We start from the raw sequence: 25,367 nt of genomic DNA, 5'->3' as shown, positions 1-25,367 counted from the left end.
CTTGCGGCCCGCTCACCACCCGGTCGTCATCCGCGTACGGCCTCGCGCTCGGCGGCGATGCGCGCCGCCCACCAGGTCAGCCCGGCCGCCGCGCACCGCTTCCCGGCCGCCTCCAGATGCGCCCGCGCCGTCTCCGGCCCGGCGGCCCGGCCCAGGTGGGCCAGCCGCCCCAGGTAGTAACCGACCGGCCCGGCGCAGAACGTCCCGGCCCCGAAGGCGATCCTGTCCTCGTACGGCAGAAGCCTGCGATAGGTCCGGGCGCACGCCTCGTGGTCGCCCGCGACGATCTGGGCCTCGCCCAGCAGGCACATCCCGGGCAGCTCGCCGAAGTCGCGCGGCAGCGCGTGCCAGCCCTGCTCGCGTGCCGCCTCGGCCGCCGTGTGGTCGCCCCGCGAATCGGCGATGAGCACGCCCATCACCTGCCGATGGGCGGGGAAGGGGGAGTAGTGCGTCATCAGCTCGTCGGCGCCCTCGAAGTCGCGCATCGCGAAGTGCCGCGTGAGCAGCGCGGAGGAGAGCGTGCTGCTCGTGTGCCACAGGTTGAGCCGCTCACCGGCCTCGGCCGCGGCGGCGTACGCCTCGCCCGCGCCGTCGAAGTCCCCGTCGAGGAGCCGCCGGGTCCCGGTCCAGATGAGGTGCTGGAACCGGGGCCAGGGCAGGTCGAGCCGCTCGACCAGCACCCCCGCCCGCTCGGCGGCCCGGTCGGCGCCCGCCACGTCGAACAGGTCGATCCGGGTCCGCTCCCTGATCATGTAACCGAGCAGCTCGAACCCGGGCAGCCCGAGCCGGGTGAGCTCCTCGCCGATCGCGTCGAGCTCCGCCATGTGCTCGGGAAGCTGCACGCCCAGATACCGTGCGTTGAGGCTGATCGCCAGCAGTTCCGGACCGGCCTCCCCTGAAGCCACCAGACGGCGGGCCATCGCCAGCGCCTCGGCCGTGGCGGTGTCGCAGCGAGGGTCGGCCGAGCCGTCGTAACGTTCCATCCCCAGGCATCCGAGCAGCCTGCAGCGCAGTTCCGAGTCCCCCTCGGGCAGCGCGGTGAGGGCGTCCTCGATCCGCCGCACGGTGTGCAGCTCGATGTCGCCGTAGGTGTAGAACTTCCACAACCCCGGAGCGTCCAGGCTGGTCAGCGCCCGCGCGGCGAGCAGCGGGTCGCCCGACCTGTCGGCCGCGAGCACCGCCTCCGCGCGGGTCTGCCTGGCCGAGAAGCCGTGACCGGCGGCGAGCTGCGCGCGGACCAGATGGAGCAGGAGCTCGACATGCTCGCGGGGGTCCGCGCCGGGCAGCGTCCCGTGCGCCTCGACCGCCCGGCGCCACCACTGCGCGGCGTCCTCGTACGCGTGCCGTCCCGCCGCCTGCCCCGCCGTGGCCGACGCCCAGCGCACCGCGTCCGCCGCGGCGGCGGGTCCGGCGGCCATCGCGTGCCTGGCGAGGACCGCGAGGTCGGCCCCCGGCCGCAGTTCGAGCGCCCGGAGCGCGGCCAGGTGCAGCCCGGCGCGGCGGCGCGGCGGGATGTCGGCGTAGACCGTCTCCCGGACCAGATCGTGGGTGAAGCGCAGGTCCTCGCCGAGAACGCGAAGGGCGGTCGCGGCGTCGAGCGCCTCGTCCACGTCGACGTCCGCGTCCGAGGTGTCCGCGACGACCTCGGCCACCAGCCTCCGGTCCGCGCCGGTGCCGAGCACGGCCGCCGCGTCGATCGCGGGGCGGTGCGGCGCGGGCAGGCGGAGCAGGCGGCGGCGCAGCACGTCGGCCAGGCCCTCGGGCACCCCGGTGAGCGCCTTCTCGATGCCCTGGTCCTCGGCCAGGCGGAGGGTCTCGCGGATGAACAGCGGATTTCCCCGGGTGCGCTCCGCGAGCGCCGCCACGCTCGCCGCGTCGTGCAGCCCGGACAGCTCGGCGACCGCGGCGGAGCCGAGCCCGGCCAGCGGCAGCCGGAGGGCGTCGTGCCTCCCCAGCAGGCCGAGCGTGTCGTGCACCGCGGCCGGGCCCTCGCCGGACCGTACGGTGACCACGATCGCGACCCTGCCGCGCAGCAGCATCGGGAGGTCGGACAGCAGGCCGAGCGAGGCCGTGTCGGCCCACTGGAGGTCGTCGATCACCACGAGCAGCGGCCGGTCGGCCGCGGCCGTCTCCAGGTACGCCGCGGTGGCCTGGTGCAGCCGGAACCGGGCCTCGCCCGCCTCGGCCTGCCGATCGCCGGGCGGCGCCGTGCCGGCCGGCGCGGTGTCACCGAGCAGGACCCGCAGGGCGGCGGCCTGGGCCGGGGAAGGGGGCACCCGGGCCGCGAGATCCCCGACGACCTGCTGCCACGGCCACAGGGCGGGCGCGCCGGAGGTCTCGTGGCACCTGCCCCAGGCGACCAGCCAGCCCTCGGCGGCCCGCCGCTCCGCGAACGCCTCCGTCAGCCACGTCTTGCCGATCCCCGGTTCACCGGAGATCGCCGCGATCCTCGGCCTTCCTCCGGTCACGTCGCGCGCCAGCTCGCCGAGCCGGTCGAGCTGCGTGCCCCGGCCGACGGTCCGCCGCTCCGGCCGGTCCGCCGCCGGCGCCTCCGCCGGTGCGGCCGGGCCCCGCCGTACGGTGCCGGGACCGTCGAGGGCCGGGTCCTGGGCGAGGATCGCCTCCTCCAGCCGCCGCAGCGCCGGGCCGGGGTCGAGGCCGAGCTCCTCGGCCAGGTGGGACCGGGCCGTGCGCAACGCCTCCAGGGCGTCCGCCTGCCGGCCGAGGGCGTAGAGCGTGCGGGCGAGCAGCTCCCACAGCCCTTCGCGCAGGGGGTGCGCGGCCACCAGGGCCTCCAGCTCGCCCACCACGTGCGGGTCGCCGATCCGTCCGGCCAGGAGCCGTTCCCGCGTCACGAGGTGAGCCTCGGCGAGCCGCTCGATCTCCGGCCGGAGCCAGGGCACGTCGCCGAACTCCTCGTACGGCATGCCGCGCCACAGGGCCAGCGCGCGTTCGGGCTCGCCGGTCTGGGCCAGGCGGACGAACTCCTCCGCGTCCACCTCGTGCGGCCCGAGCGCGTACCCGGGAGGGCGGCTGAGGAGCACGGACGACGGCGTGCGGGGAGCGCGGCCGGGTTCGAGCACCCGGCGCAGGGTGGAGATGTAGCTGTGCAACGTGTTGTGGGCGCGCGGCGGCGGCGCGCCGTCGTACAGGTCGTCGAGGATCGCGTCCACCGAAACGGTCGCGCCCCTGGCGATCAGCAGACGGGCCACCAGCAGCCGGGGCCGTGGCCCGCCGAGGTCGACGGGAACGCCGTCGACGTACGCCTCGACCGGGCCCAGCACCCGGAACATGACCGCCATGCCGGGATTGTGCCACGATCACCGGCCGGCATCGCGGCGTCAGGCCACGGGCAGTCCGGGCACGGCTCCGCGGAGGTGGGCGAGGCTCGCCTTCGCGGCGTCCATGGCCCGGCCGACCGGTCCCGTGAGCGCGCCGTCCCGCTTGACGACCACGCCGTCGCAGACGACCGTGCGGACCATCCCGGGGTGGCCGGCGAGGACGACGGCCGCGCGGGGGTCGAGCACCGGCGCCACGGCGGGGGTGCCGGCCGTGAGCACGATCAGGTCGGCCCGCCTGCCGGGCGTGAGGCTGCCGGTGACGCCCGCGAGCCCGGCCACCGCGGCGCCGTCGGCGGTGGCCATCCGCAGCAGGTCGCCGGCGGTCAGCGGCGCCGGGTCCTGGGTGAACCTGTGGTGGGCCAGTGCGGCGCGCATCTGCGTGAACATGTCTCCGGAGGTGGCGACCTCGGTGTCGGAGCTGAGGCCGGTGACGACGCCCGCCCGCAGGAGCCGGCCGGTCGCGGGCGTGCCGAGCCCGGGCATCGTCATCTCGATGAACGGCGACACGCTCGCGGTCGCGCCCGCACCGGCGGCGGCCTTCAGCTCGTCGTCGCCGGTCGCGCTCGCGTGCACCAGGGTGACCGTCTCGTCGAGGAGGCCCTCGTCGTACAGCCACCCGACGCTGCCGATCTTGTCGGCGGAGCCGACGTGCATGGTGACCCGCAGGCCGAGCTCCCGCGCGAGCAGCAGGTCGCGCCGGGCGGCGGCGGGGGCCGACATCTCGGGGCCGCGCGCCGCCAGGGCCATCGTGACGCGGGCGGTGTCGTCGCGGAGCACGTCCCTGACGCGGCGGACGTCGGCGGGCAGCTCCGCCTCGCTGTGGTCGCCGACCCAGTGGAGCGGATCGACCTGCGGCCAGCCGTAGGCGAAGACGCCCCGGATCCCGCTGTCGCGCAGCGCGGCCACGGCGGCGTCACTGTGCTCGGGGGTGTTCTGGATGTGGGACCAGTCGACCAGCGTGGTGATCCCCGACTCCAGCGCGCCGAGCGCGCCGAGCAGGGTGCCCGCGTAGACGTCCTGCGGCCGGAAGTTCGGCCCGAGCTGGAGGAACGCGGCTCCGAGGTAGTCCATCATGCTCCAGTCGAGCCCGATGTGGCGCAGCGCCGACTGCCAGGTGTGGCGGTGGGTGTCGACCAGCCCCGGCATCACCACGCAGCCGGCGGCGTCCACGACGTCGGCGCCCGGGGGGATCTCGGCGGCGGGACCGACCGAGACGATCACGCCGTCGCGGACGACGACGTCGGCGGGGCCGTCCGGGACGGCCGGGTCCATGCCGAGCACGTGACCGCCGGTGACGACCAGGTCGTTGCTGAGAGGCATCCTTGGCTCCTTCGGTGTTCGAGGTGATGCCTCTTTGTCCCACCGCGCACTTGTGGCCGGCTCCATGCGGGGTTTCCCGCCGCGTCAAGCCGGCCACAAGTCGGTACGGAGATCAGGCGGCCAGGTGCGCAGGACCTCAGGAAGCGGGCGCCGTCGTCTCCAGTTCGTGGACGCGCGGGTCGCCCTGGTCGGCGAAGTAGTCCCCGGGCCGGGTGCCGTCCGGGCCGTCGGCGCTCTTGAGCGCGCGGGCCACGACGGTGCCGAGCACGGCGACGACCAGGTTGACGATCAGCGCGAGGAAGCCCGCGTAGACCGTGATCTTGGTGTCGAACCCGAGCTGCGACAGGGGGAAGGCCGAGCCGCCGAAGTGGGCGTGGTTGGTGGCCGGGTTGGCGATGTTGTACAGCAGCAGCATCCCGGCCGCCATGCCGGCGGCCCAGCCGGCGATCAGGCCGCCCCGGTGGAACCACCGGGTGTAGAGCCCGAGGCCCACCGACGGGAGCGTCTGCAGGATGATGACCCCGCCGATGAGCTGCAGGTCGATCGAGAACTGCGGGTCGATGAGCAGGATGCACAGCACCGCGCCCACCTTCACGACCAGCGACGCGACCTTGCTGACCGTGGCCTCCTGGGCGGGGGTCGCGTTCCGGTTGACGTACTCCTTGTAGATGTTGCGGGAGAACAGGTTGGCCGCGGCGATCGACATGATGGCGGCGGGCACGAGCGCGCCGATCCCGACGGCGGCGAACGCGACCCCGGCGAACCAGTCGGGGAACATCGCGTCGAACAGCCGCGGCACGATCGTGTTGTTGTCCTTGCCGATGGGCGTGATCCCGGCCGCGATGGCCATGTAGCCCAGCAGCGCGATCAGGCCGAGCAGCAGGCTGTAGGCCGGCAGGGCCGACATGTTCCGCTTGATGACGTTGCGGTTCCGCGAGGCGAGGATGCCGGTGACGCTGTGCGGATACAGGAACAGCGCCAGCGCCGAGCCGAACGCGAGCGTGACGTACTGGAGCTGGTTGTTGGCGTTGAGCGTGATGCCGCCGCTGCCGGCGGCGTCGAACTTGGCCTTCGCGGCGTCGAAGACCGAGCCCATCCCCCCGAGCTTGGCCGGGATGTAGATGATCGCGACCAGGATCACCACGTAGATCAGCGAGTCCTTGACGAACGCGATCAGCGCGGGGGCGCGCAGCCCGGACTGGTAGGTGTAGGCCGCGAGGATCGCGAACGCGATGATCAGCGGCAGGTCGCCCGTCAGCCCCATCGTCTTCAGCACCGCCTCGATGCCGACGAGCTGCAGCGCGATGTACGGCATGGTCGCGACGATGCCGGTGATCGCCACGAGCAGCGCCAGCGTGGGGGAGCCGAAGCGCACCCGGACGAAGTCGGCCGGCGTGACGAGGTTGTGCACGTGCGAGACCGACCACAGCCGGACCAGCACGAGCATCACCATCGGGTAGACGACCACCGTGTACGGCACGGCGTAGAAGCCCATGGCGCCCGCGCCGAAGATCAGGGCGGGCACGGCCACGAAGGTGTACGCCGTGTAGAGGTCGCCGCCGATCAGGAACCAGGTGATCCAGCTGCCGAAGCTGCGCCCGCCGAGGCCCCATTCGTTCAGGCTGGCGAGGTCGTCCGGGCGGCGCCAGCGAGCGGCCACGAAGCCCAGGCCGCTCACGGCCAGGAACAGGATCGTGAAGATGACGATCTCGGTGGTCTTCACCGGTTCCTCCTCGTCGCGCGGTAGACGAGGGTGGTCGTGGTGACACCGAGGATGATGAAGGCGAGCTGCAGCCAGTAGAACAGCGGGATGCCGAACAGCCGCGGTTCCACCGCGTTGAACAGGGGCGGGAGGAGCGGGATCACGATCGGCAGCAGGAGCAGCCAGTTGAGCGGACTGTAGTCCGGGCTCCGGCCGCGGTCGTCGCGGGGGGTCGTCACACGTTCTCCAATCGGACACGGACCAGGCGTGCCCGGCAGCTCCGCGTGACGGGCCGTCACGCGGACCAGCGGGACGGTTACTCGGCGGCAGCGTAAGGAAGCCCGGGTAACAGGGAGATCACCGATCGCCGAACGGTCGTGTTGGCGCGCCGAGCGACGATCAGCGGTTACTCCGCGACGAGTCGCCACGGGCGGCGATTTCCTCGCGTAGCTCGCCCGCCCGGCTCGCCGCGGCGCGCGCCTCCTCTTCCTGCCCCAGCTCATGGAGGAGCCCGGCGAGCGTATCCAGCACGATGACGAGATTGGGCTCGTGCTTGTACAGCTCGTCATCCACCCGTCTTGCCAGATCGACGGACCGCCGCGCCGGATCCAGGGCATCCGGCGGACACAACCGGCACAGGTTGACCGTAAGAAGGCGCAGCGACTTGGCGAAGGCGTAGTCGTTCTGCGAGAGGCGTCCATAGACCGCGGCAGCCTCCTTCGCCGCAGCCACTGCCTGTGCGGGGCGTCTGAGACGCCCTGACTTCTCGGCGTGGCGTCTCAGCGCGAGCGCGAGGTGGCCCTCATGCTCGGCGGATCCGCCCCGCGCCAGCCGGCGGCGGACCTCTACGGCCTCCTCGCCGGCGGCGAGGGACTCCCATGGTCGGCCCAGGATCCACAGCGCCTCGGCCAGCATCTTCAGCGTGACGGCCAGGCCATGGTCGCGCCTGTGTGCGTCGCCGTGGGTGCGCTGACGGTACGCCGCCGCTATCTGGTTCAGCATGGCGACGCCCTCGTCCTGCGCCACCCTCCTGTAATTGTCGCCTGAGAACTCGCCCACTGACCCGTAAGCGGCCATCGCCGTGAGCACTGCCTCAAGGCGTTGCTCAAGCCCAGCGGTGCTTTCCCGCTGGAGCTCCTCGGCGATCTCGCCGATCACGTCCAGCGTCTCGTCCCACCGCCCCAGCATCGCCAGAACGGTGGCGTTGGCGCCCAACACGCCGAGGAGATCGGTGGCGTCGTCCGAGTGCCTTAGAAAGGCGATGGCATCGCGCTGCCCGGCCAGGACGAGGTCCCATCGCTCCCGCCGACGCAGTAGCAAGTCGAGTGCGAGGAACGCGTTATACAGCGCCGTCCCATGGGTGGTGGGGTTGGCCCGGGCCTCGTGGCGGAATACCTGTAAGGCCGTCTCCAGGCCGGTCTCTACGTCGGCCTCGGTCCCTTGCAGCAACACCAGGCCGAGCGCCGCGTAGAACGTGGCCTGCCAGGCATCGCGGCCGTCCGGGTCCTTCCCCTGATTCAAGCGGCGATGGATCCGCACCGCCTCGGCGAGCGCGGCGATGGCGGGTTCCGCCTGGCCGAGTCGCAGCAGCACCCCGGCCTGAAAGGGCAGCATTCCGTAGAGACTGTCCGTATGTTCGGGTTCGACGGGGTTCTCGTGGGCGAGTCGGCGGAGGATCTCAATGGACTCATGGGCGAGAGCTGCCGCCTGCTCTGGTTCCGAGCTCACCAGATTGCCCGCGAGGGCCATCAGCGCCGCTGCGACGTTGTGCGAGTACTCCTTACCCAGGTTCTCCTGGGCGCGCCCCAGCTGGCTGACGAGGTCGACGCCCTCGCGCGCGAGGGCCAGCGACTCCTCTGAGGCTCCCAGCGACGGCCCACAGAGTGCAATCATGCAGAACACGCCGGCCAGGTGCCCCTGGTGTTCGGCGGGGTCGTCGCGGGCGAGCCGGCGGAAAATCTCGACGGCTTCGCGGAACGCCGCCAGCGCCTCGTCCGGGCGGGCCAGGCCCGGCCGCAGCGCATCACCGCCGGCGGATAGGTAGTTCACGCCCGCAAAGTCGTCCGGCTGGGGCACGATGCCCCCGAGGGCCAGCTCCATGGCGAGGTGGAAGGCCGCCTCGGCGAGTCTGGGCTCGAAGGTCTGTGGGTCGGTGGCGGCCAGCGGGCGGTACAACCGCGTGGCCTCCCTGAGCGCGGCGGCCGCCTTCTCCTCCCTGCCGGCCCGGCTGAGCCAGCGGCCCAGGGTGTCGTGCAGCTCGGCGCGGGCGGCGGGATCGGTGAGCGTCGGCAGGCGGTGATGCGCGAGGCGGTCGGCCAGGTCGGCCGCGGCGACGGCGAGGTCGACGGCCGCCTCATCCGGATCTTCGGGGAGGAGACGCTCAAGCGCTTCCAGGGTGGGGATCAGGTGCGGCCAGCGTTCGCTGGCCGCGGTGAGGAACGTGATCGCTCTGGCGGCGTACGGCGGCAGCGCTCCATCGCCGGACGGAGGGGTGAGTAACATCTCGGGGGCGTCGGCGGCCCACGCTTCCGGCCTGTGCTCGGGCAGGTCATGGCCGGGCAGGCACAAGGCGAGGAAGTCCTCGGCCAGACGGTCGGGGTAGAGCGGCTCCAGCACCGTGCGGGGATCGGCGGGCGGGTAGCAGAACGCGTGATCGGTGAGCACCCGGTCGGTATCGCCGCCGACACCGACGGCGTCCAGCACGGCTCTGGCGTCCCGATAGCCCAGGGCGCCGGTGAGTACGGCGGTGAACACGGCCCGGCGCATCTGGGTCGGGTGGGTGTCGAATGTGCCGCATGCGCCAGCCAGGGAGTCGACGGCGCCGTGCAGGGCGTGCCAGTGGAGGCTCTCCCGCTCCAGGAGGTAGGCGGTCAGGGCCGTCATGTCGTCCTCCCGCGGCGCCGGTGGGGGCGCGCTGCGGGCATGGCGGTCGACGGCGACCAGCGCCGCCATGTGCACCGCCAGGGTGAGGCCGAACTCCTCACGCTCCAGCCAGTCAGGCACGCGGATCGCCGCCGCTTCCGCCAGCCCATAGCGGCGGGCGAAACAGTCCCGTGCGGCGACGAACATGTCGCCGCGGGCGTCCTTCGCGTTCGGGAGGGCGCCCAGCGACTGGGTGATGCAGGCCTCGGGCGGCCAGCCGGCCTGGGTGAGGGCATGGCGCAGAGCGGGCCAGACGTGCTCGTTCCGGGCGAGGAGCAGCACCCGCACCGGCACATTCTGATCGAGCACCTTGTTGCTGAACAGCCACGTCAGATGGGCCAGCGGCCAGCGATCGGCGTAGTCGACCAACATGAGCAACCCGCGGGCGGCCCCGAGACGCAGGTCGTGACTGGTCTGCTCCTCGGCGTCGACTACCCGGGCCGGCGCGTGTTCGGCGACGATCACCTTCCAGCCGTCGTCGGCCGCCGACGCGGCGAGGTGTCCGGCCAGGCGGGTCTTGCCCTGGCCGCCGGGGCCGTGCAGCCAGCGGACCGCACGGGCACCGCCGCCGTCGCACCAGGCGGTCAGCTCGCCGACCTCGTCGTTGCGGCCGGTGAAGTCCACCACGGCGTGACGGGCGTTGAGCAGATGGCTCGGCTGCGCCGGCAGCCCGTGGCCGTCCACCGCGAGCCTCAGGCCCGCCCGCCCGCCGGCCTCCCTGAGCAGGTACACCGGCCTGCCGTCTCCGAAGACGTGCAGGTCCGCGCCGATCACTCCGTAGGCGAAGCCGCTTTCGGCCCACACCTGCTGGTGCGCGCTCTGCAGACGCCCCATCGGGCTGGAAGCGCCGTCCATCGCAGTCACCGTGAGCTGTCCGAACCGCCGTCCGCCGCACCCGGCTGTGAGGAGGGGTGGTGAAGGCCGGAGGAAGGGGAGTCGTGGTAGATGATGTCGCCCCCTTGTACCGCGAACTGGCGGGAGCCGTCACGGGCGATGTTGTACTGGAAGTTCTGCACCCGCTGCTGCGCGCTGGGCAGCGCATCATGTATGTGGGTGATGAGTTCCCGCAGGTCGGCTTCGGCCTCGGGGTGCTCGTCCAGCAGCTGGACCAGCTCCTCCTCCCATAGCGACATCAGCCTTCGCCGGGCCCGGGCGGGATCGCTGGCCCGCTCCACCAGGACGACGTTGCCATCTAGTTGGGCCTCGATGGCGGCCTGACGCTGGGATCCCTGGCGGCCGAACAGCCGGGCCATCCCGTTACGGGCGGCCTGCCAGGCATCGGTCGCCATGGCCTCTGCCAGGGCCGCCCCGCCGCTGGCGGCCAATGCCGCGAGGGCTTCGGTCAACATCGGCACTCCTCTCGTCGCGATCAGATGTCTTTCGGTCGCACCGAGTTCCGGACGGCGGTCCGTGCCGACCTCGCCGCGCGGGTACCGGTCGATGATCAGGTGACGCAGAGCGCTTGTTCCCGATGGTGGACCGGCCGTCACCCCCGGTTCTCTCGCAAACCCGCGGCGGCCCCCAGCCGCCCCGCAGACGAACCAACGAAATCCAGATCAATACTGACGGCACACAGCCGAACACGTCCACGAACAACGAAAATTTGCGATCTACGGGTGACGGGGGCAGTCCGAAACCTGACGCAGTCTGACAAGAACGGGCGGTAGCTTCCCGCGGGAAGGAGGCGATGCGATGCGGTACGTGGCGCTGCTGCGCGGCATCAACGTCAGCCCCGCCACCACGGTGGCGATGGCCGACCTGCGGGCACTGCTGGAACGGCTCGGGTACGGGAACGTGCGCACGCACCTGCGCAGCGGGAACGCCCTGTTCACGGCGGTCGGGGACGCCGGGTCGATCTCCGCCGCGATCGAGCGCGGGCTTCGGGAGGAGCTCGGCCTGTCCGCCGCCGTGATCGTCCGTACGGCCGAGCAGCTGCGCGGCGTGGTGGAGCGCAACCCCCTGGAGGTCCGGGACCCCGCCCGGTTCGCCGTGGTCTTCCTGGCCCGGCCGCCGGACCGGGAGGGGCTGGCGAGCATCGATCCGGCGGCGTACGCCCCCGAGGAGATGCGGATGGGCGAGCGGGAGCTGTACGTCTACTTCCCCGACGGGCTGCGGCGTCCCAAGCTGCCGCCTCTCATGGAGAGGTATTCGACCGGCCCGGCGACCACGCGCAACTGGAACACGGTCACCCGCCTGCTCGCACTCGCCGAGGACCTCTGACCACACGGGACGCAGTAGGGTCGGTGTCCTGATGAGCGCCACTCTTGTCGCGAAGGAGCTCGCCGCCGGGCACGGCGACCGCGTCCTGTTCGCGGATCTCGATCTGGTCGTCGCGCCCGGGGACATCGTGGGGCTGGTGGGGGCGAACGGCGCGGGCAAGTCGACGCTGCTGCGCCTGCTGGCCGGCCTCGACGCGCCCGAGCACGGCGGCGTACGGCTCAGCCCGCCCACCGCCAACGTCGGCCATCTGCCGCAGGAGCCGGAACGGCGGCCCGGTGAGACCGTCGCCGCCTTCCTCGCCCGCCGCACCGGGGTCGCCGCCGCGCAGCGGGCCCTCGACGCGGCCACCGAGGCGCTCGTGAGCGGCGACCCCGGCGACGCGTACGCCGAGGCCCTCGACCGCTGGCTCGCCCTCGGCGGCGCCGACCTTGAGGAGCGGGCCGCGGAGGTGGCGGCCGACCTCGGGCTCACGGTCGGCCTGGAGCAGGAGATGACGTCCCTGTCCGGCGGCCAGGCGGCCCGGGTGGGGCTGGCCTCGCTGCTGCTCAGCCGTTACGACGTGTTCCTGCTCGACGAGCCCACCAACGACCTCGACCTCGACGGCCTGGACCGGCTCGAACGCTTCGTGACGGGACTGCGCGCCGGCACCGTGGTCGTCAGCCACGACCGCGAGTTCCTCGCCCGTACGGTCAACAGGGTGGTCGAGCTCGACCTGGCCCAGCGGCAGGTCCGCGCGTACGGCGGCGGTTACGACGCCTACCTGGAGGAGCGCGAGGTCGCCCGCAGGCACGCCCGCGAGCAGTACGAGGAGTACGCCGACACCAGGGCGTCCCTGGAGGCCCGCGCCCGATCCCAGCGCGCCTGGATGGAGAAGGGCGTCAAGAACGCGCGCCGCAAGGCCCCCGACGGCGACAAGATCGGGCGGAAGTTCCGCACCGAGGCCACAGAGAAGCAGGCGGCCAAGGCCCGGCAGACCGAGAGGCTGATCGAGCGGCTGGAGGTCGTCGAGGAGCCGCGCAAGGAGTGGGAGCTGCGGATGGAGATCGCCGCCGCGCCCCGCTCCGGGGCCGTGGTCGCGACGCTGCGCGGCGCGGTGGTGCGGCGTGGCGCCTTCACGCTCGGGCCCGTCGACCTGCAGATCGACTGGGCGGACCGGGTCGCCATCACCGGCGCGAACGGCTCGGGCAAGAGCACCCTGCTCGGCGTGCTGCTCGGCCGGGTCCCCCTTGACGAGGGGACGGCGGCGCTCGGTCCCGGTGTGGTCGTCGGCGAGGTCGACCAGGCCCGCGCCCTGTTCGAGGGCGACGAGCCGCTGCTCGGCGCGTTCGGCGCGCTCGTCGACCTGCCGCCGGCCGAGGTCCGCACGGTGCTGGCCAAGTTCGGCCTGCGCGCCGACCACGTGCTCCGCTCCGCGGCCACGCTGTCGCCGGGGGAGCGTACGAGGGCGGCCCTCGCCCTCCTGCAGGCCCGAGGGGTCAACCTGCTCGTCCTGGACGAGCCCACCAACCATCTCGACCTGCCGGCGATCGAACAGCTGGAGTCCGCGCTCGACTCGTACACGGGGACCCTGCTGCTCGTCACCCACGACCGGCGCATGCTGAAGGCCGTCCGCACGACACGCCGCGTCGTCGCCGAGGACGGCCGCGTCCACGAAACCTGAAAGCGCGAGACGTCCGATGCGTTGTCGATCAACCACATGGCGTGCTGCTGATAGGTGGTTGATGATGCCGGTATGCGCGGATGGAGACCGGTATGGGGTGGAGGCGGGGTCGCGGTGGCGGCCCTGGCGGCGCTGGGCGTCTACCTGTCGCAGGTGGGGCTGGACAAGGCGGACAAGCTGGCCAGTGTGATCGGGCTGTTCGTCGCCCTGGTGGGGCTGGGGGTGGCGGTGTACGGGCTGACCACTGAGCGGAGAGGCGGCGGTGTGCGGCAGCGAGCCGAGGCCACCGGGCGTGGCCGGGTCTTTCAGGCCGGGCGCGACATCAACGCCGGGTCGGCGCGCCGGCTCGGAGGCAGCGACGACGCCGACGCGGTGGGTGGCACCGCCGCCGGCGCGGCGCACCCGGTGTGGCAGCAGGCCACGGCCATCGAGGACGGGCAGGTGGATCAGGCCGGCCGCGACATCGGCACGCGGTGAAGCCGGCACGCGGGTCACGCAAGGTGATCCAGCATGCGGAGGGTTCGGGGCTGGCCCGGATCTACCAGGCGGCCGGAGACCTCATCGTGTATGGGGGCGAGGAGCCGTACCGGTGGGCCCTGTGGCCCGCGCCGGCGCCGCCTCCGACGGCGGGTCAGGCGCGGGCGCAGCCCAGTGAGCTGCTGCGGGCCACTCATGCGCTCGTCACCTTCACCGGCCGCCGCGAGTTGCTGGCGGAGCTGGCGGACTGGCGGGACACCGGCACGCGGCAGGACGTCGCGGTGCGTCTGATCCATGGGCCGGGCGGGCAGGGCAAGACCCGGCTGGCCGGACATGTGGCGCACCTGTGGCGGCGGCGGGGGTGGGTGGTGCTGGCGGCACACCACCGGCGTGATCGCTCCACCGCGGCCGACTTCGAGGTTCCCGCCCTCGAGAAGGCGGCCGGGGTGCTGGTCGTGGTGGACTATGCCGAGCGCTGGGACACCGCCGACCTGCTCACCCTGCTGCGTGACGCCCACGCGTCCGGGCGGGTTCCGGTTCGGGTGCTGTTGCTGGCCCGTCCGGCCGGCACCTGGTGGAACAGCCTGAAGGGGCGGATGCAGCGTGATCTGGGTCTGGTGCCCAGCCGGCGGGAGCTGGAGCCACTGGAGCGGGAGAGCGGGATCACTCGTGCGGGGCTGTTCGCCGCGGCCCGTGATCGGTTCGCCGAGCTGCTGCGGGTACCCGAAGCCGGTTCGGCGGCCGCACCGGCCGCGCTGGAGCGGCACGATGCCTACCGGCTGGTGCTGACCGTGCACATGGCCGCCTTGGCCGCGGTGCTGGCCGCCGAGCGTGGTCAGGCGGCACCCGTCGATCCGGTGTGGGTGTCGCAGTTCCTGCTGGCGCGTGAACGGGATCACTGGGAGGCGATGGCGTCCCCGCGCCGGGACAAGCCCCTGGCGACCTCGCCGGAGGCGATGGGGCAGATCGTCTACACCGCGACGCTGACCGGCCGGCTCGGCTACGACGACGGCAAAGCCGCCCTGGCGCGCGCCGAGGTCGAGTCGACCCAGGCGGTCGGGCAGCTGCTGAAGGACCATGCGGTGTGCTACCCGCCCGCCGGGCCGGTCTCGCCGCAGGGGATTTCGGCTGCTGAAGCGAGTGCCACGGTGCTGGAGCCGTTGTTTCCCGACCGCCTGGGCGAGGACTTCATCGCCTTGTCCACCCCGGGCCATTCCTGCGATTTTCCCGCCGATCTGTGGGCGCAGGCGGCGCCTGCCCGGCTGCTGGCCGTGCCTGCCGGCGCCGACGGCGGAGAGGGCGAGGACGGCGGGGTACCGGTGTGGGCGCGGCATGCGGTGACCACGCTGATCGAAGCCGCTCACCGGTGGCCCCACCTGGCGCGGCGGCAGTTGTATCCGCTGCTGGCCGATGCCCCGCACCTGGCGGTGCACGCCGGTGGCGCCGCTTTGGCCAGGCTGGCCGGCCTGGACGACATCGACGTGCGGCTGCTGGCGGCTATTGAGGCGCTGCTGCCGGGTCATCGGCATATCGATCTCGACATCGGGGCCGCCGCGCTGGCGTCCCGCCTGGCCGAAGAACGGCTCGCCGCCGCCACCGATCCGGCCACCCGCGCCCATATCCATGACGCCTTGGCTGTCCGCCTGTTCTACGCGGGGCTGCACACACGCGCCCTGACCGAAGGCCACCAGGCCCTCCAGCTCTGGCGTCAGCTCGCCGCGCTGGATTGGGACGCCTATGTGCCCGGCCTGGCGGGTTCATTGGACAACCACGCTGTGTGGCTGGCGGAGGTCGGTCGGCGGGCTGAGGCGGTTCCTGTCAGTGAGGAGGCCGTCCGTCTGGGCCGGGAGTTGGCGGAGCTCAATCGGGACGCATACCTGCCGGGCCTGGCGGGTTCATTGGACAACCACGCTGTGCGGCTGGCGGAGGTCGGTCGGCGGGCTGAGGCGGTTCCTGTCAGTGAGGAGGCCGTCCGTCTGCGCCGGGAGTTGGCCGAGCTCAATCGGGACGCCTATCTGCCTGACCTGGCCACCTCGTTGAACAATCACGCCGCCTTGCTGGCGAAGGATGGGCGGCGGGCTGAGGCGGTTCCTGTCAGTGAGGAGGCCGTCCGTCTGCGCCGGGAGTTGGCCGAGCTCAATCGGGACGCCTATCTGCCCGACTTGGCCACCTCGTTGAGCAACCACGCTGTGTGGCTGGCGGAGGTCGGTCGGCGGGCTGAGGCGGTTCCTGTCAGTGAGGAGGCCGTCCGTCTGGGCCGGGAGTTGGCGGAGCTCAATCGGGACGCCTACCTGCCCGATCTCGCAATGTCGTTGAGCAACCACGCCCTGTGGCTGGGGGAGGTCGGGCGGCGGGCCGAGGCGGTTCCTGTCAGTGAGGAGGCCGTCCGTCTGCGCCGGGAGTTGGCCGAGCTCAATCGGGACGCCTATCTGCCTGACCTGGCCAACTCGTTGGACATTCACGCTGTGCGGCTGGGGGAGGTCGGGCGGCGGGCCGAGGCGGTGCCGGTCAGTGAGGAGGCCGTCCGTCTGCGCCGGGAGTTGTCCGAGCTCAATCGGGACGCCTACCTGCCCGACCTGGGCAGTTCATTGAACAATCACGCGAACCGGCTGGGGGAGGTCGGGCGGCGGGCTGAGGCGGTGCCGGTTAGTGAGGAGGCCGTCCGTCTGCGCCGGGAGTTGTCCGAGCTCAACCCGGACGCCTATCTGCCCGATCTCGCAATGTCGTTGAGCAACCACGCCCTGTGGCTGGCGGAGGTCGGGCGGCGGGCCGAGGCGGTTCCTGTCAGTGAGGAGGCCGTCCGTCTGCGCCGGGAGTTGTCCGAGCTCAACCCGGACGCCTACCTGCCCGGCTACCTGCAAAGCCTCGTGGTCCGAGGATATGTGCTGATCGAAAACCGCAAATTCCGTGCCGGTGTCACCCCGCTGATCGAGGCGTTGCTGGCGGCACGGGAACTGCCCGAGCACGTCGCCCAGGGCATCACCGGCTCGGTCGCCCACCTGCTGCGTCTCGCCTATGCGAAAGACGCCGCCGCGGTGGCCGACGAGTTCCGCGTCGTCGCCGGCCGGGACGTCCCGGCCTGGATGAAGGAGCCGCCCTCCGCCACCCCAGGCTGACGAGAGCGACCTCGGCGATGCACCGCAGGATTCGCGGCCGTTACGCCCGGGAAGTTCCGCCGGAGCCGAAGTAGCGGGCCACGACCCGCGTGTGCAGCGGGAACGCCAGCTCCCTGGGGCCGTCGATCACCAGCCACTCGCTGGTCTCCGCGGTGGGCGCGACCGGCGGGAGGGCGTCCGCGGTCGTCCGCGGCCCGAGGCCGAAGATCAGCACGGTGCCGTCGGGCGCGCTGACCGTGTCGAACAGCCGGACGCCGGCCGCGTCGGCCACGACGCCCGTCTCCTCGCGGAGCTCCCGTACGGCGGCATCCTGCCAGGACTCGCCGATGTCGACGAAGCCGCCGGGGAGGGCGAGCAGGCCGCGGTGCGGCTCGACGTCCCGGCGGACCACGAGAAGGCCGTCGTCCACCGGAAGCACCATGACCGCGACCGGCAGGGGGTTGAGGTAGCCGGTGTTGCCGCACTCCTGACAGGTCCTCGGCCAGGGCAGGCCGGACGGGTAGGCCGCTCCGCAGAAGGAACAGTGGGAGTTCCTGATCGCCACGATCGCGAGGGTAGCAGCGCCCGATCGCGGCGGCCGGGCGCGCCGATCGGATCAGGGCAGCGCGGGGAGGATCACGGCCGAGGGATGGCGGGGGTCGTGCAGGATCTCCTGGTCCGAGGCGACCATGGGGGTGCCGGCCGTCAGCGGCGCGCCGGTGCCCGGGTTGCGGGCGATGCGGGGGTAGGCCCCGCTGGCCACCTGCACCCGGATGCGGTGCCCGCGCCGGAACCGGTGGCCCATCGGCCACAGATCGATCTCCACCCGGCGCACGCCGTCCTCGTCGGCCCGCAGCTGCGGCGTCAGCCGGCGCACGCCCTCGCAGACGTTCATCGACGCGCCGTCCGGATGCACGTCGCACACCCGTACGACGAAGTCGGTGTGCTCCCTGCCGGTGCGCACGAACAGCTCGGCGCTCACCGGGCCGATCATGTCGGTGTCCCTGGCGAGCGCCTCCGAGGTGTACACGAGCACGTCACGCCGGGCCTCCAGCCGCCGGTTGTCCCTCGGCTCGGAGTTGCCGATCAGCACCGGGCCGCCGATCACCGGCGTCGGATGCGCGGGGTCGTAGCGGTAGCGGTCCGGCTCGCCGCCCGCCGGGTTGTCCGGAGACAGGGCGAAACCCGGCTGCAGGTGCCAGCGCTCGCGCCGCATGCCGGGCGGCGGCCAGTCCGGCTCGTCCCGCCACCGGCCCGCGCCGGTGACGTACAGGCGGACGGGGGAGGTGCGCAGGCCCGAGGGATCGCCGAGCAGGTGGGCGCGGAACCAGGCCAGGGCGTCGGCGTTGGCCGCCCGCCCGTGGCGGATGTCGGCGTGGTACCACGGCCCGATCGTGAGGTGGGGCCGCCGCCCGGCCGCCCGCAGCGCCGCGTAGTCCTTGAGCTGCCAGGGCAGGAACACGTCGTACCAGCCGCCGGTCATCGTGATCTCGGCGCCGACCTCTCCCACCGACGCGGAGAAATCCCTCTTGTCCCAGTACGTGCAGAGGGCCTCGCCGTGGTGGGCCACCAGTTCCCGGAAGAAGGGCAGCGGCCTGCCCGCCGACAGCACGTCGAGTTCGGGCAGCGGGTGGCCCGACAGGCCCGACAGCACGGCCCGCCGAGTGCGCCGCGGCGCGATGAACGCGGCCATGCCGCTCAGCCTGCCCTCCAGCTGCGCGGTGAGCGTCGTCCAGATCAGCGTCGACTCCAGCGCGAACGACCCGCCGACGTACGCGGCGTCGCGGAAGCACGACGCGGTCACCTGGACGGCCATCGCCCGCAGGTCGGGGGTCTGCGCCGCGATCGCCCACTGGGTGTAGCCCAGGTAGGAGGGCCCGTGCATGGCGAAGCCGCCGCCGTACCACGACTGCGCCCGCATCCACTCGACGGTCGCCAGGCCGTCCTCCTGCTCGTGCACCAGGGGATCGAGCCGGCCGCCCGAGCCGAAACCGCCCCGGCAGCTCTGCAGCAGGACCTGGAATCCGTGCCGGGCGAAGGTCCAGCCGTACATCCAGCCGACCACGCCGCCCCGCCCGTACGGCGTGCGGATGAGGATCGTCGGCGGCCGGTCGGCGCCTATCGGGGTGTAGTGGTCGGCCAGGAGGGTCACGCCGTCCGGCATCGGCACGGGCACATTCCTGCGCACCCGGACCCGGTGGCCCGGCGGGCCGCTCGGGCCTCGCGGTCCCCCCAGTCCGCCCGATCCCTGCGGGGCGCGGCGGTGCGGTGGCAGTCCGGCCGGCACGCGGACCATGACGCCCCTCCTTTTCCGGCCCGGAGTGCGGTCGCGCGCCCGGCCGAGGGTGGAGTTTCCGACCAGTAACAGAATATCTATCCGGTGCTCGCGCTTCCAGTCGCGTCGCGTTGCATGATCGCGGTTCCCGCGGCTACCCTTACCGCATGCGAACTCCTGCACCCTCCCAGTGGTGGCGCCGCTAGCAGGCGGCGTTTTCGCATTCGTTTTGGAGACCGGCCGCCCCGTGAGAGGCGGCCTTCTGTATGTCCGCCCCGGGGCATACGAAAAAAGGGGCGTGGACAGTGGAGATCAGCGGATATACCACGGCCGGCGGCATCGCGGTCGAGCGCCGGGTGCGCGAGGTGCCCGAGGAGACGCTCGAGGAGATCGTCACGTCGCTGGGGGAGCGGCGCGGCGGGGCCTTCTCGTCCGGCATGGACTACCCGGGCCGTTACAGCAGATGGGCCTTCGGCTACGTCGACCCCTGTCTGGAGATCGTGGCGCGCGGCCGGCGGATTTCCGCCCGGGCGCTCAACGAGCGCGGCGAGGTCGTGCTGCCCGCCGTCGCCTCCTGCCTGCTCGCCGCGGGCAAGCCGGAGACCGAGCCGACCCCCAGCTATGTCGAGGTGCACGTCGCCGAGTCCGAGGACCTGCTGCCCGAGGAGATGCGCAGCCGCCGTCCCACGGTCTTCACCGCCATCCGTGAGATCATCGCGGCCTTCCGGTCCGACGACCCGCACCTCGGCCTGTACGGCGCCTTCGGCTACGACCTGGCGTTCCAGTTCGAGCCGATCCGCTACCGGCTGACCCGGCCGGGCGACCAGCGCGACCTGGTGCTGCACCTGCCCGACCGGCTCGTCGTGATCGACCGGGTCCGCGAGACCAGCGTGGAGTACTGCTACGAGTTCACCGTGGACGGCGTCTCCACCCGTGGCCTGGAGCGCACCGGCGAGGCGGTCCCCCTGGCCGCGCCCCGCGAGATCCCGCCCAACCCCGTGCGGGGGACCTACGCCGACGTCGTCGCCAAGGCCAAGGAGAAGTTCCAGCGCGGCGACCTGTTCGAGGTCGTCCCCGGCCAGGTCTTCCACGGCGCCTGCACCGACCCCGCCGCCTTCTACCGGTCGCTGCGCACGGAGAACCCCGCGCCGTACGAGTTCCTGCTCAACCTCGGCGACGGCGAGCACCTGGTCGGCGCCTCGCCGGAGATGTACGTCCGGGTGAGCGGCGACCGCGTCGAGACCTGCCCGATCTCCGGCACGATCGCCAGGGGGGCCAACCCGGTCGAGGACGCCGAGGCCATCCGCACGCTCCTGTCCAGCGTGAAGGAGGAGTCGGAGCTGACCATGTGCACGGACGTGGACCGCAACGACAAGTCGCGCATCTGCGTCCCGGGCAGCGTCCGGGTGATCGGCCGCCGCCAGATCGAGATGTACTCCCGGCTGATCCACACCGTCGACCACATCGAGGGCCGGCTGCGCCCCGAGTTCGACGCCCTCGACGCGTTTCTCACCCACATGTGGGCCGTCACCGTCACCGGCGCCCCCAAGACGTGGGCGATGCAGTTCATCGAGGACCACGAGGAGACCACCCGGCGCTGGTACGGCGGCGCGGTCGGCTTCATCGGCTTCGACGGCTCGATGAACACCGGCCTGACCCTGCGCACCGCGCAGATCCGCGACGGCGTCGCGACCGTACGGGCGGGGGCGACACTGCTGTACGACTCCGACCCCGAGGCCGAGGAGCGGGAGACCGAGCTCAAGGCCAGCGCCCTGCTCGGCGCGCTCGCCGCGTCCGCCCGCCCCCGGGACGAGGCGCGGGCCGAGCCCCGGGCCGACCTACCGGGCGAGGGTCACCGCGTGCTGCTCGTGGACCACGAGGACTCCTTCGTCAACACCCTCGCCGACTACTTCCGTCAGCAGGGCGCCTCGGTGGTCACACTGCGGCACGGCTTCCCGCTGGACAAGCTCGACGAGATCGCGCCCACGCTCGTCGTGTTGTCGCCCGGCCCCGGCTGGCCGTCCGACTTCGGCTGCTCGGCGCTGATCGAGGCGCTGTACGCCAGGAGGCTGCCGGTGTTCGGGGTGTGCCTGGGCCTGCAGGCCATGGTCGAGCAGGCGGGCGGCACGCTCGAACTGCTGCCGTACCCCGAGCACGGCAAGCGCGGCCGGGTTCGCCGCGAGGGCGACAGCGCGCTGCTCGACGGGCTGCCCGGCGAGTTCGTCGCGGCCCGCTACCACTCCCTTCACGCCAAGGAGCCGGGGGTCAGGGGTTTCCGGGTCACCGCGTCCACCCAGGACGGCGCGGCCATGGCGATCGAGGACACCGACAACCTGCGTTTCGGCGTGCAGTTCCACCCCGAGTCGATCCTGACCACGCAGGGCGGCGCCGGGGCGAGGATCATCGCGAACGTCCTGCGGCTTTGCGCGCGCCATGACTGAGTAAAGAGGTGGTCGGGGGAGGCGCCGGCGCGGCGGGGGAGCCGTAGAGTCCACTGCCGTGCCGGAGCCGAGACCCGACGAACCGCTGCCCGTTCCCCTGCCCGACGCGGTGCGGGCGGCCCTGCTCGCGCCCCTGGTGGACCAGCATTGTCACGGCGTGCGCCGCGACGACACCACCAGGTCGGGGTTCGAGCAGCTCATCGGCGAGGGCGGGACGCCGGCGCCGCCGGGGACCACGCATTTCGACACCCCGGCCGGCGCGGCCATCCGCCGCTGGTGCGCGCCGGTCCTCGGGCTGGAGCCGCACGCCTCGGCCACCGTCTATCTGTCGCGCCGCGCCGAGCTCGGCGCGACCGAGGTCAACCGGCGGCTGCTGCGCGGCGCCGGGGTGTCGGCCTTCCTGGTCGACGCGGGGCTCGACGTCCCCGGGGTGCTCTCGCCCGCCGAGATGGGCCGGCTCGGCGCGGCCGCCGCCGACGAGATCGTCCGGCTGGAGCAGGTCGAGCAGGACGTCGCCGAGGCCGGGCTGCCCGCGGCCGACTACGCCGGGATGCTGCGGGACGAGCTCGCGCTGCGTGGCGCCCGGGCCGCCGCGCTCAAGTCGGTCGCGGCGCACCGCTGCGGCCTCGGCTTCGACCCCTCCCGGCCCTCCCGCGGCAGCGTGATCGCGGCGGCCGGCCGCCGGCTCGCCGACCCCAAGGCCCGCCTGGCCGACCCCGTCCTCGTACGGCACCTGCTCTGGGCGGCGGTCGACGTCGCCAGGGAGCGGAGCCTGCCGCTGCAGTTCCACTGTGGTCTGTCCGGCTGGGGCCCGTCCGGCACGGGCGACGCCGGGGTCGCCGGTCACCTGGCCGATCCCGCGCTGCTGACGGGGTTCGTGCGCGCCCTCGCGCCGCTCGGGGTGCCGGTCGTCCTGCTGCACTGCTACCCCTACCACCGTCAGGCGGCCTACCTGGCGGGCGTCTTCCCGCACGTGTACGTCGACGCGGGGCCCGCCGTCGCGCACACCGCCGCGGGCTCCGCCCACGTCCTGCGTGAGGTGCTCGAACTCGTCCCGTTCCACAAGCAGATGTACGGCTCCGGCTGTCACGGCGCCGCCGAGCTGTGCTTCCTGGGCGCGCTTCACCACCGCCGGGGCCTGGCCCGTGTGCTCGGCGACCGGATCGCCGAGGGCGAGTGGAGCACGGCCGACGCGGCCCGGATCGCCCACATGATCGGCGCGGGCAATGCGCGCCGCGTCTATCGCCTCTGAAATCCCAATCTGTCCGGGCCGAAATGATCCTCCTTTATGAGGATGATTTGCGATCTACGGCACGGGATAATCGCGCCCGATGGCTGCTATAGAGATAAAAAATTTGATTAAGTCGTTCGGGCCGGTGAGGGCCGTGGACGGCGTCTCGTTCAGCGTGGAGGCCGGATCCGTCACCGGATATCTCGGCCCGAACGGAGCCGGAAAGACGACGACGCTCCGCTCCCTGCTCGGCCTGGTCACGCCCGACTCGGGTGAGGCGCTGGTGAACGGCGAGCGCTACGGCACGCTCCCGCGTCCGGTGACCGAGGTCGGCGCCGTGCTCGAGGCCACGAACTTCCACCCCGGCCGCACCGCCCGCAACCACCTGCGCGTCCTCTGCACCGCGGCCGGGCTGCCCGACGCCCGCGCCGACGAGGCGCTCGATCAGGTCGGCCTCGCCGACGCCGCGGACAAGCGCGTGCTCGGTTACTCGCTGGGCATGCGGCAGCGGCTCGCGCTCGCCTCGGCCCTGCTCGGCCGGCCCCGGGTGTACATCCTCGACGAGCCCGCCAACGGCCTCGACCCGGCGGGCATCGAGTGGCTGCGCGGCTTCCTGCGTCACCTCGCCCACGACGAGGGGGCGGCGGTGCTCGTCTCCAGCCACGTGCTGGCGGAGGTCGAGCAGACCGTCGACAACGTCGTGATCATCGCCAGGGGCCGCCTGGTCCGCCAGGGAAGCCTCGCCGAGCTCACCAGCAACGGAGGAGAGGTGATCCGGGTGCGCACCGCCCAGTCCGCCGACCTCGCCCCCGCGCTGGAGGCGGCGGGCGCCGCGATCGAACGCGCGGACGACGGCCTGCTGCGGGTGCGCGGGCTGGACGCGGAGACCATCGGCCGGGTCGCCCTGGACCGGCGGGTCGTGCTCACCGAGCTCACGCAGGAGCGGTCCGACCTGCAGAAGGTCTTCCTCGAACTCACGGAGGGACGATGAGCCACATCCCCGGCCTCGTCAGGGCCGAGCTGCGCAAGCTGTTCACCACCCGGCTGTGGTGGATCATGCTGATCGTCACGCTGCTGCTCGTCGGGGTGAGCCTGGGCGCCCTCATGGCGTTCGCGGGGGTGAACCAGAACGGTGGCGCGGCGCCCGCGCTGGACACCCCGCAGTGGACGGAGCTCGCCTGGGCGAGCGGGTCCGGCGCCGGGATCTTCGTGATGATCCTCGGCGTCGTCATGATGACCTCCGAGTTCCGCTACCAGACGATCACCGGGACCTTCCTCGTCACCCCCCGGCGGGGCCTGGTGATCCTCGCCAAGCTGCTGGCCGGGCTGATCGTGGGGGCGCTGTTCGGCCTGGCCGTGCTGATCTTCCAGGCGGTCACGGTGATCCCGGCCGTGACGATCGCGGGAGGCGAGTTCTCGCTGTCGGCCTCGCGGGTCCCCCAGATCAGCATCGGCATCCTCGCGACCCTCGCGTTGTACGCGCTGTTCGGTATCGGCCTGGGGGCACTCGTCCGCAACCAGATCGCGGGCATCGTGGCCGCCGTCGTCTGGTCGTACGTGATCGAGAGCATCTTCACGGCGATCCCGGCGCTGCACGGCGTGGGCAAGTGGCTGCCGGCCGGCGCGGCCCAGGCGCTGATGAGCATCGACGTGGACACCGGCCTGGGCCGGCCCGAATGGCTGCCCGCCTGGGCGGGCGCCCTCGTCCTGGTCGCCTACGGCCTGCTGTTCGCCGCGGTGGCCACCGCCACCACGGTCCGGCGGGACATCACCTGACCATCGTTGACCAGGGGCCGTTTCGCGATCGTGGGCCCGAACTGGTTTGCTTGGACGGTCACAACCGGCACCGAACGTCACGGGGATAGTGAATGCGCAGCGTCGAGCCCGAGGTCTTCCTCGTCGCCAAACCGTCCGTCGACTACGACGAGCTGGCCCGCTACCTCCAGGAGATCGGCGGGGAGAGCTGGCTGGAGCGGCTGGAGCGCGGCGAGTTCGACGCCCAGAACCTCGCCGAGTTCGCCGGGCGGCTGTGCTACCGGTCGTTCGAGCCGGGGCTGAACCCGAACGTCACGAGGGTGCGCACCGACCAGGAGGCGTACCTGCGCAACATCCTCGCGTCCGCGCACGGCAGCGTGCTCGAGCACATCAGCTTCAGCTTCGTGCTGCACAACGTCTCGCGGGTGTTCACCCACGAGCTGGTGCGGCACCGGCCCGGGGTGGCGATCTCGCAGGAGTCGCTGCGGTTCGTCCGGCTGAGCGACATCCCGTTCTGGTTCCCCGAGTGGGCGCGCGAGGACGCCGAGCTGATGAAGCGGGCGACCGAGATGCTCGACCGCATGGAGGAGTTCCAGAGCTGGATGGCGGCCCACTTCGGGCTGGACGAGGACGGCGTGCCGTTCGCGGAGAAGAAGCACCGCACCTCGTTCATGCGCCGCTTCGCCCCCGAGGGCGTCGCGACCGGTCTGGTCTGGACGGCCAACGTGCGCACCCTGCGGCACACGATCGAGGCCCGTACGGCCGCCGGCGCCGAGGAGGAGATCCGCGTCGTCTTCGGCCGGATCGGAGAGATCATGCGGGAGGAGGCCCCGGCGCTGTTCGGCGACTACGTGGTCGAGGACGGCGCCTGGGTCCCCGGATACCGCAAGGTCTGAGCCGCCGCGGCCGCCCGCCGCGGTCGCCCGGA

The 25,367-nt window shown here is 72.4% G+C and carries 17 protein-coding genes; 9 read left to right on the top strand and 8 right to left on the bottom strand.

The window, feature by feature from the left end:
- Positions 1 to 26: 26 nt before the first annotated feature.
- From AAH991_RS32195 to AAH991_RS32170, 6 genes are all read right to left on the bottom strand, one after another.
- Positions 27 to 3,302 carry an ATP-binding protein gene (locus AAH991_RS32195; RefSeq protein WP_346229690.1) on the bottom strand — a complete coding sequence of 1,092 codons (3,276 nt, stop codon included), beginning with the start codon at positions 3,300 to 3,302 and terminating at the stop codon, positions 27 to 29.
- Positions 3,303 to 3,341: 39 nt separating this feature from the next.
- Positions 3,342 to 4,661, bottom strand: coding sequence for an amidohydrolase family protein (locus tag AAH991_RS32190; protein WP_346229689.1), 1,320 nt, complete (start codon positions 4,659 to 4,661; stop codon positions 3,342 to 3,344).
- 136 nt (positions 4,662 to 4,797) lie between these two features.
- Positions 4,798 to 6,384, bottom strand: a complete 1,587-nt coding sequence (gene mctP / locus AAH991_RS32185) for a monocarboxylate uptake permease MctP (RefSeq protein ID WP_346229688.1) — start codon at positions 6,382 to 6,384, stop codon at positions 4,798 to 4,800.
- Complete coding sequence (locus AAH991_RS32180; RefSeq protein WP_310742053.1) at positions 6,381 to 6,602, bottom strand: DUF3311 domain-containing protein; 222 nt, start codon at positions 6,600 to 6,602, stop codon at positions 6,381 to 6,383. Before AAH991_RS32180 ends, mctP begins: the two co-directional genes overlap by 4 nt.
- A 160-nt stretch (positions 6,603 to 6,762) precedes the next feature.
- Complete coding sequence (locus AAH991_RS32175; protein WP_346229687.1) at positions 6,763 to 10,140, bottom strand: hypothetical protein; 3,378 nt, start codon at positions 10,138 to 10,140, stop codon at positions 6,763 to 6,765.
- Between the two features lie 5 nt (positions 10,141 to 10,145).
- Positions 10,146 to 10,634, bottom strand: coding sequence for a hypothetical protein (locus AAH991_RS32170; RefSeq protein WP_346229686.1), 489 nt, complete (start codon positions 10,632 to 10,634; stop codon positions 10,146 to 10,148).
- Positions 10,635 to 10,977: 343 nt separating this feature from the next.
- On the opposite strand from AAH991_RS32170, the gene AAH991_RS32165 reads away from it, so the two are divergent.
- The 4 genes from AAH991_RS32165 to AAH991_RS32150 all read left to right on the top strand — a co-directional run bounded on the left by AAH991_RS32165 (position 10,978) and on the right by AAH991_RS32150 (position 16,758).
- Positions 10,978 to 11,505, top strand: coding sequence for a DUF1697 domain-containing protein (locus AAH991_RS32165; protein WP_346229685.1), 528 nt, complete (start codon positions 10,978 to 10,980; stop codon positions 11,503 to 11,505).
- Between the two features lie 31 nt (positions 11,506 to 11,536).
- The gene (locus AAH991_RS32160) at positions 11,537 to 13,165 is read left to right on the top strand and encodes an ABC-F family ATP-binding cassette domain-containing protein (protein WP_346229684.1); all 1,629 of its coding nucleotides are present in this window, start codon (positions 11,537 to 11,539) and stop codon (positions 13,163 to 13,165) included.
- A gap of 72 nt (positions 13,166 to 13,237) precedes the next feature.
- On the top strand, positions 13,238 to 13,642 hold the full coding sequence (locus AAH991_RS32155; RefSeq protein WP_346229683.1) for a hypothetical protein: 405 nt from the start codon (positions 13,238 to 13,240) through the stop codon (positions 13,640 to 13,642).
- A complete protein-coding gene (locus tag AAH991_RS32150) occupies positions 13,639 to 16,758 on the top strand; it encodes a tetratricopeptide repeat protein (protein WP_346229682.1) in 3,120 nt (1,039 codons plus the stop codon). Before AAH991_RS32155 ends, AAH991_RS32150 begins: the two co-directional genes overlap by 4 nt.
- A 40-nt stretch (positions 16,759 to 16,798) precedes the next feature.
- Here AAH991_RS32150 and AAH991_RS32145 read toward each other — a convergent pair whose 3' ends face one another.
- On the bottom strand, positions 16,799 to 17,302 hold the full coding sequence (locus AAH991_RS32145) for an NUDIX domain-containing protein (RefSeq protein WP_346229681.1): 504 nt from the start codon (positions 17,300 to 17,302) through the stop codon (positions 16,799 to 16,801).
- 51 nt (positions 17,303 to 17,353) lie between these two features.
- Positions 17,354 to 19,033, bottom strand: coding sequence for a CocE/NonD family hydrolase (locus tag AAH991_RS32140; RefSeq protein WP_346229680.1), 1,680 nt, complete (start codon positions 19,031 to 19,033; stop codon positions 17,354 to 17,356).
- A gap of 245 nt (positions 19,034 to 19,278) precedes the next feature.
- On the opposite strand from AAH991_RS32140, the gene AAH991_RS32135 reads away from it, so the two are divergent.
- The 5 genes from AAH991_RS32135 to thyX all read left to right on the top strand — a co-directional run bounded on the left by AAH991_RS32135 (position 19,279) and on the right by thyX (position 25,335).
- On the top strand, positions 19,279 to 21,453 hold the full coding sequence (locus AAH991_RS32135; protein ID WP_428834057.1) for an anthranilate synthase component I: 2,175 nt from the start codon (positions 19,279 to 19,281) through the stop codon (positions 21,451 to 21,453).
- Positions 21,454 to 21,511: 58 nt separating this feature from the next.
- A complete protein-coding gene (locus AAH991_RS32130) occupies positions 21,512 to 22,705 on the top strand; it encodes an amidohydrolase family protein (RefSeq protein WP_346229678.1) in 1,194 nt (397 codons plus the stop codon).
- Between the two features lie 79 nt (positions 22,706 to 22,784).
- Complete coding sequence (locus AAH991_RS32125) at positions 22,785 to 23,675, top strand: ABC transporter ATP-binding protein (RefSeq protein ID WP_346229677.1); 891 nt, start codon at positions 22,785 to 22,787, stop codon at positions 23,673 to 23,675.
- Positions 23,672 to 24,460, top strand: a complete 789-nt coding sequence (locus tag AAH991_RS32120) for an ABC transporter permease (RefSeq protein WP_346229676.1) — start codon at positions 23,672 to 23,674, stop codon at positions 24,458 to 24,460. The genes AAH991_RS32125 and AAH991_RS32120 overlap by 4 nt, the downstream gene beginning before the upstream one ends.
- Positions 24,461 to 24,552: 92 nt before the next feature.
- Positions 24,553 to 25,335: an FAD-dependent thymidylate synthase gene (thyX, locus tag AAH991_RS32115; protein ID WP_346229675.1), complete on the top strand. Its 783-nt coding sequence runs from the start codon at positions 24,553 to 24,555 to the stop codon at positions 25,333 to 25,335.
- The last annotated feature ends 32 nt before the right edge of the window (positions 25,336 to 25,367 follow it).

This window comes from Microbispora sp. ZYX-F-249 (genome assembly GCF_039649665.1).
GTDB lineage: Bacteria > Actinomycetota > Actinomycetes > Streptosporangiales > Streptosporangiaceae > Microbispora > Microbispora maris.
The sequence above is the reverse complement of the archived record's forward strand: the minus strand, read 5'-3'. Positions and strand labels throughout refer to the sequence as shown.

Bases quoted from the DNA above. Each gene is read 5' to 3' on its own strand.
- AAH991_RS32195 (WP_346229690.1), bottom strand. From the start codon at position 3,302: ATGGCGGTCATGTTCCGGGTGCTGGGCCCGGTCGAGGCGTACGTCGAC.
- AAH991_RS32190 (WP_346229689.1), bottom strand. From the start codon at position 4,661: ATGCCTCTCAGCAACGACCTGGTCGTCACCGGCGGTCACGTGCTCGGC.
- AAH991_RS32175 (WP_346229687.1), bottom strand. From the start codon at position 10,140: ATGGACGGCGCTTCCAGCCCGATGGGGCGTCTGCAGAGCGCGCACCAG.
- AAH991_RS32170 (WP_346229686.1), bottom strand. From the start codon at position 10,634: ATGTTGACCGAAGCCCTCGCGGCATTGGCCGCCAGCGGCGGGGCGGCC.
- AAH991_RS32165 (WP_346229685.1), top strand. From the start codon at position 10,978: ATGCGGTACGTGGCGCTGCTGCGCGGCATCAACGTCAGCCCCGCCACC.
- AAH991_RS32160 (WP_346229684.1), top strand. From the start codon at position 11,537: ATGAGCGCCACTCTTGTCGCGAAGGAGCTCGCCGCCGGGCACGGCGAC.
- AAH991_RS32155 (WP_346229683.1), top strand. From the start codon at position 13,238: ATGCGCGGATGGAGACCGGTATGGGGTGGAGGCGGGGTCGCGGTGGCG.
- AAH991_RS32140 (WP_346229680.1), bottom strand. From the start codon at position 19,033: ATGGTCCGCGTGCCGGCCGGACTGCCACCGCACCGCCGCGCCCCGCAG.
- AAH991_RS32135 (WP_428834057.1), top strand. From the start codon at position 19,279: ATGTCCGCCCCGGGGCATACGAAAAAAGGGGCGTGGACAGTGGAGATC.
- AAH991_RS32125 (WP_346229677.1), top strand. From the start codon at position 22,785: ATGGCTGCTATAGAGATAAAAAATTTGATTAAGTCGTTCGGGCCGGTG.
- AAH991_RS32120 (WP_346229676.1), top strand. From the start codon at position 23,672: ATGAGCCACATCCCCGGCCTCGTCAGGGCCGAGCTGCGCAAGCTGTTC.
- thyX (WP_346229675.1), top strand. From the start codon at position 24,553: ATGCGCAGCGTCGAGCCCGAGGTCTTCCTCGTCGCCAAACCGTCCGTC.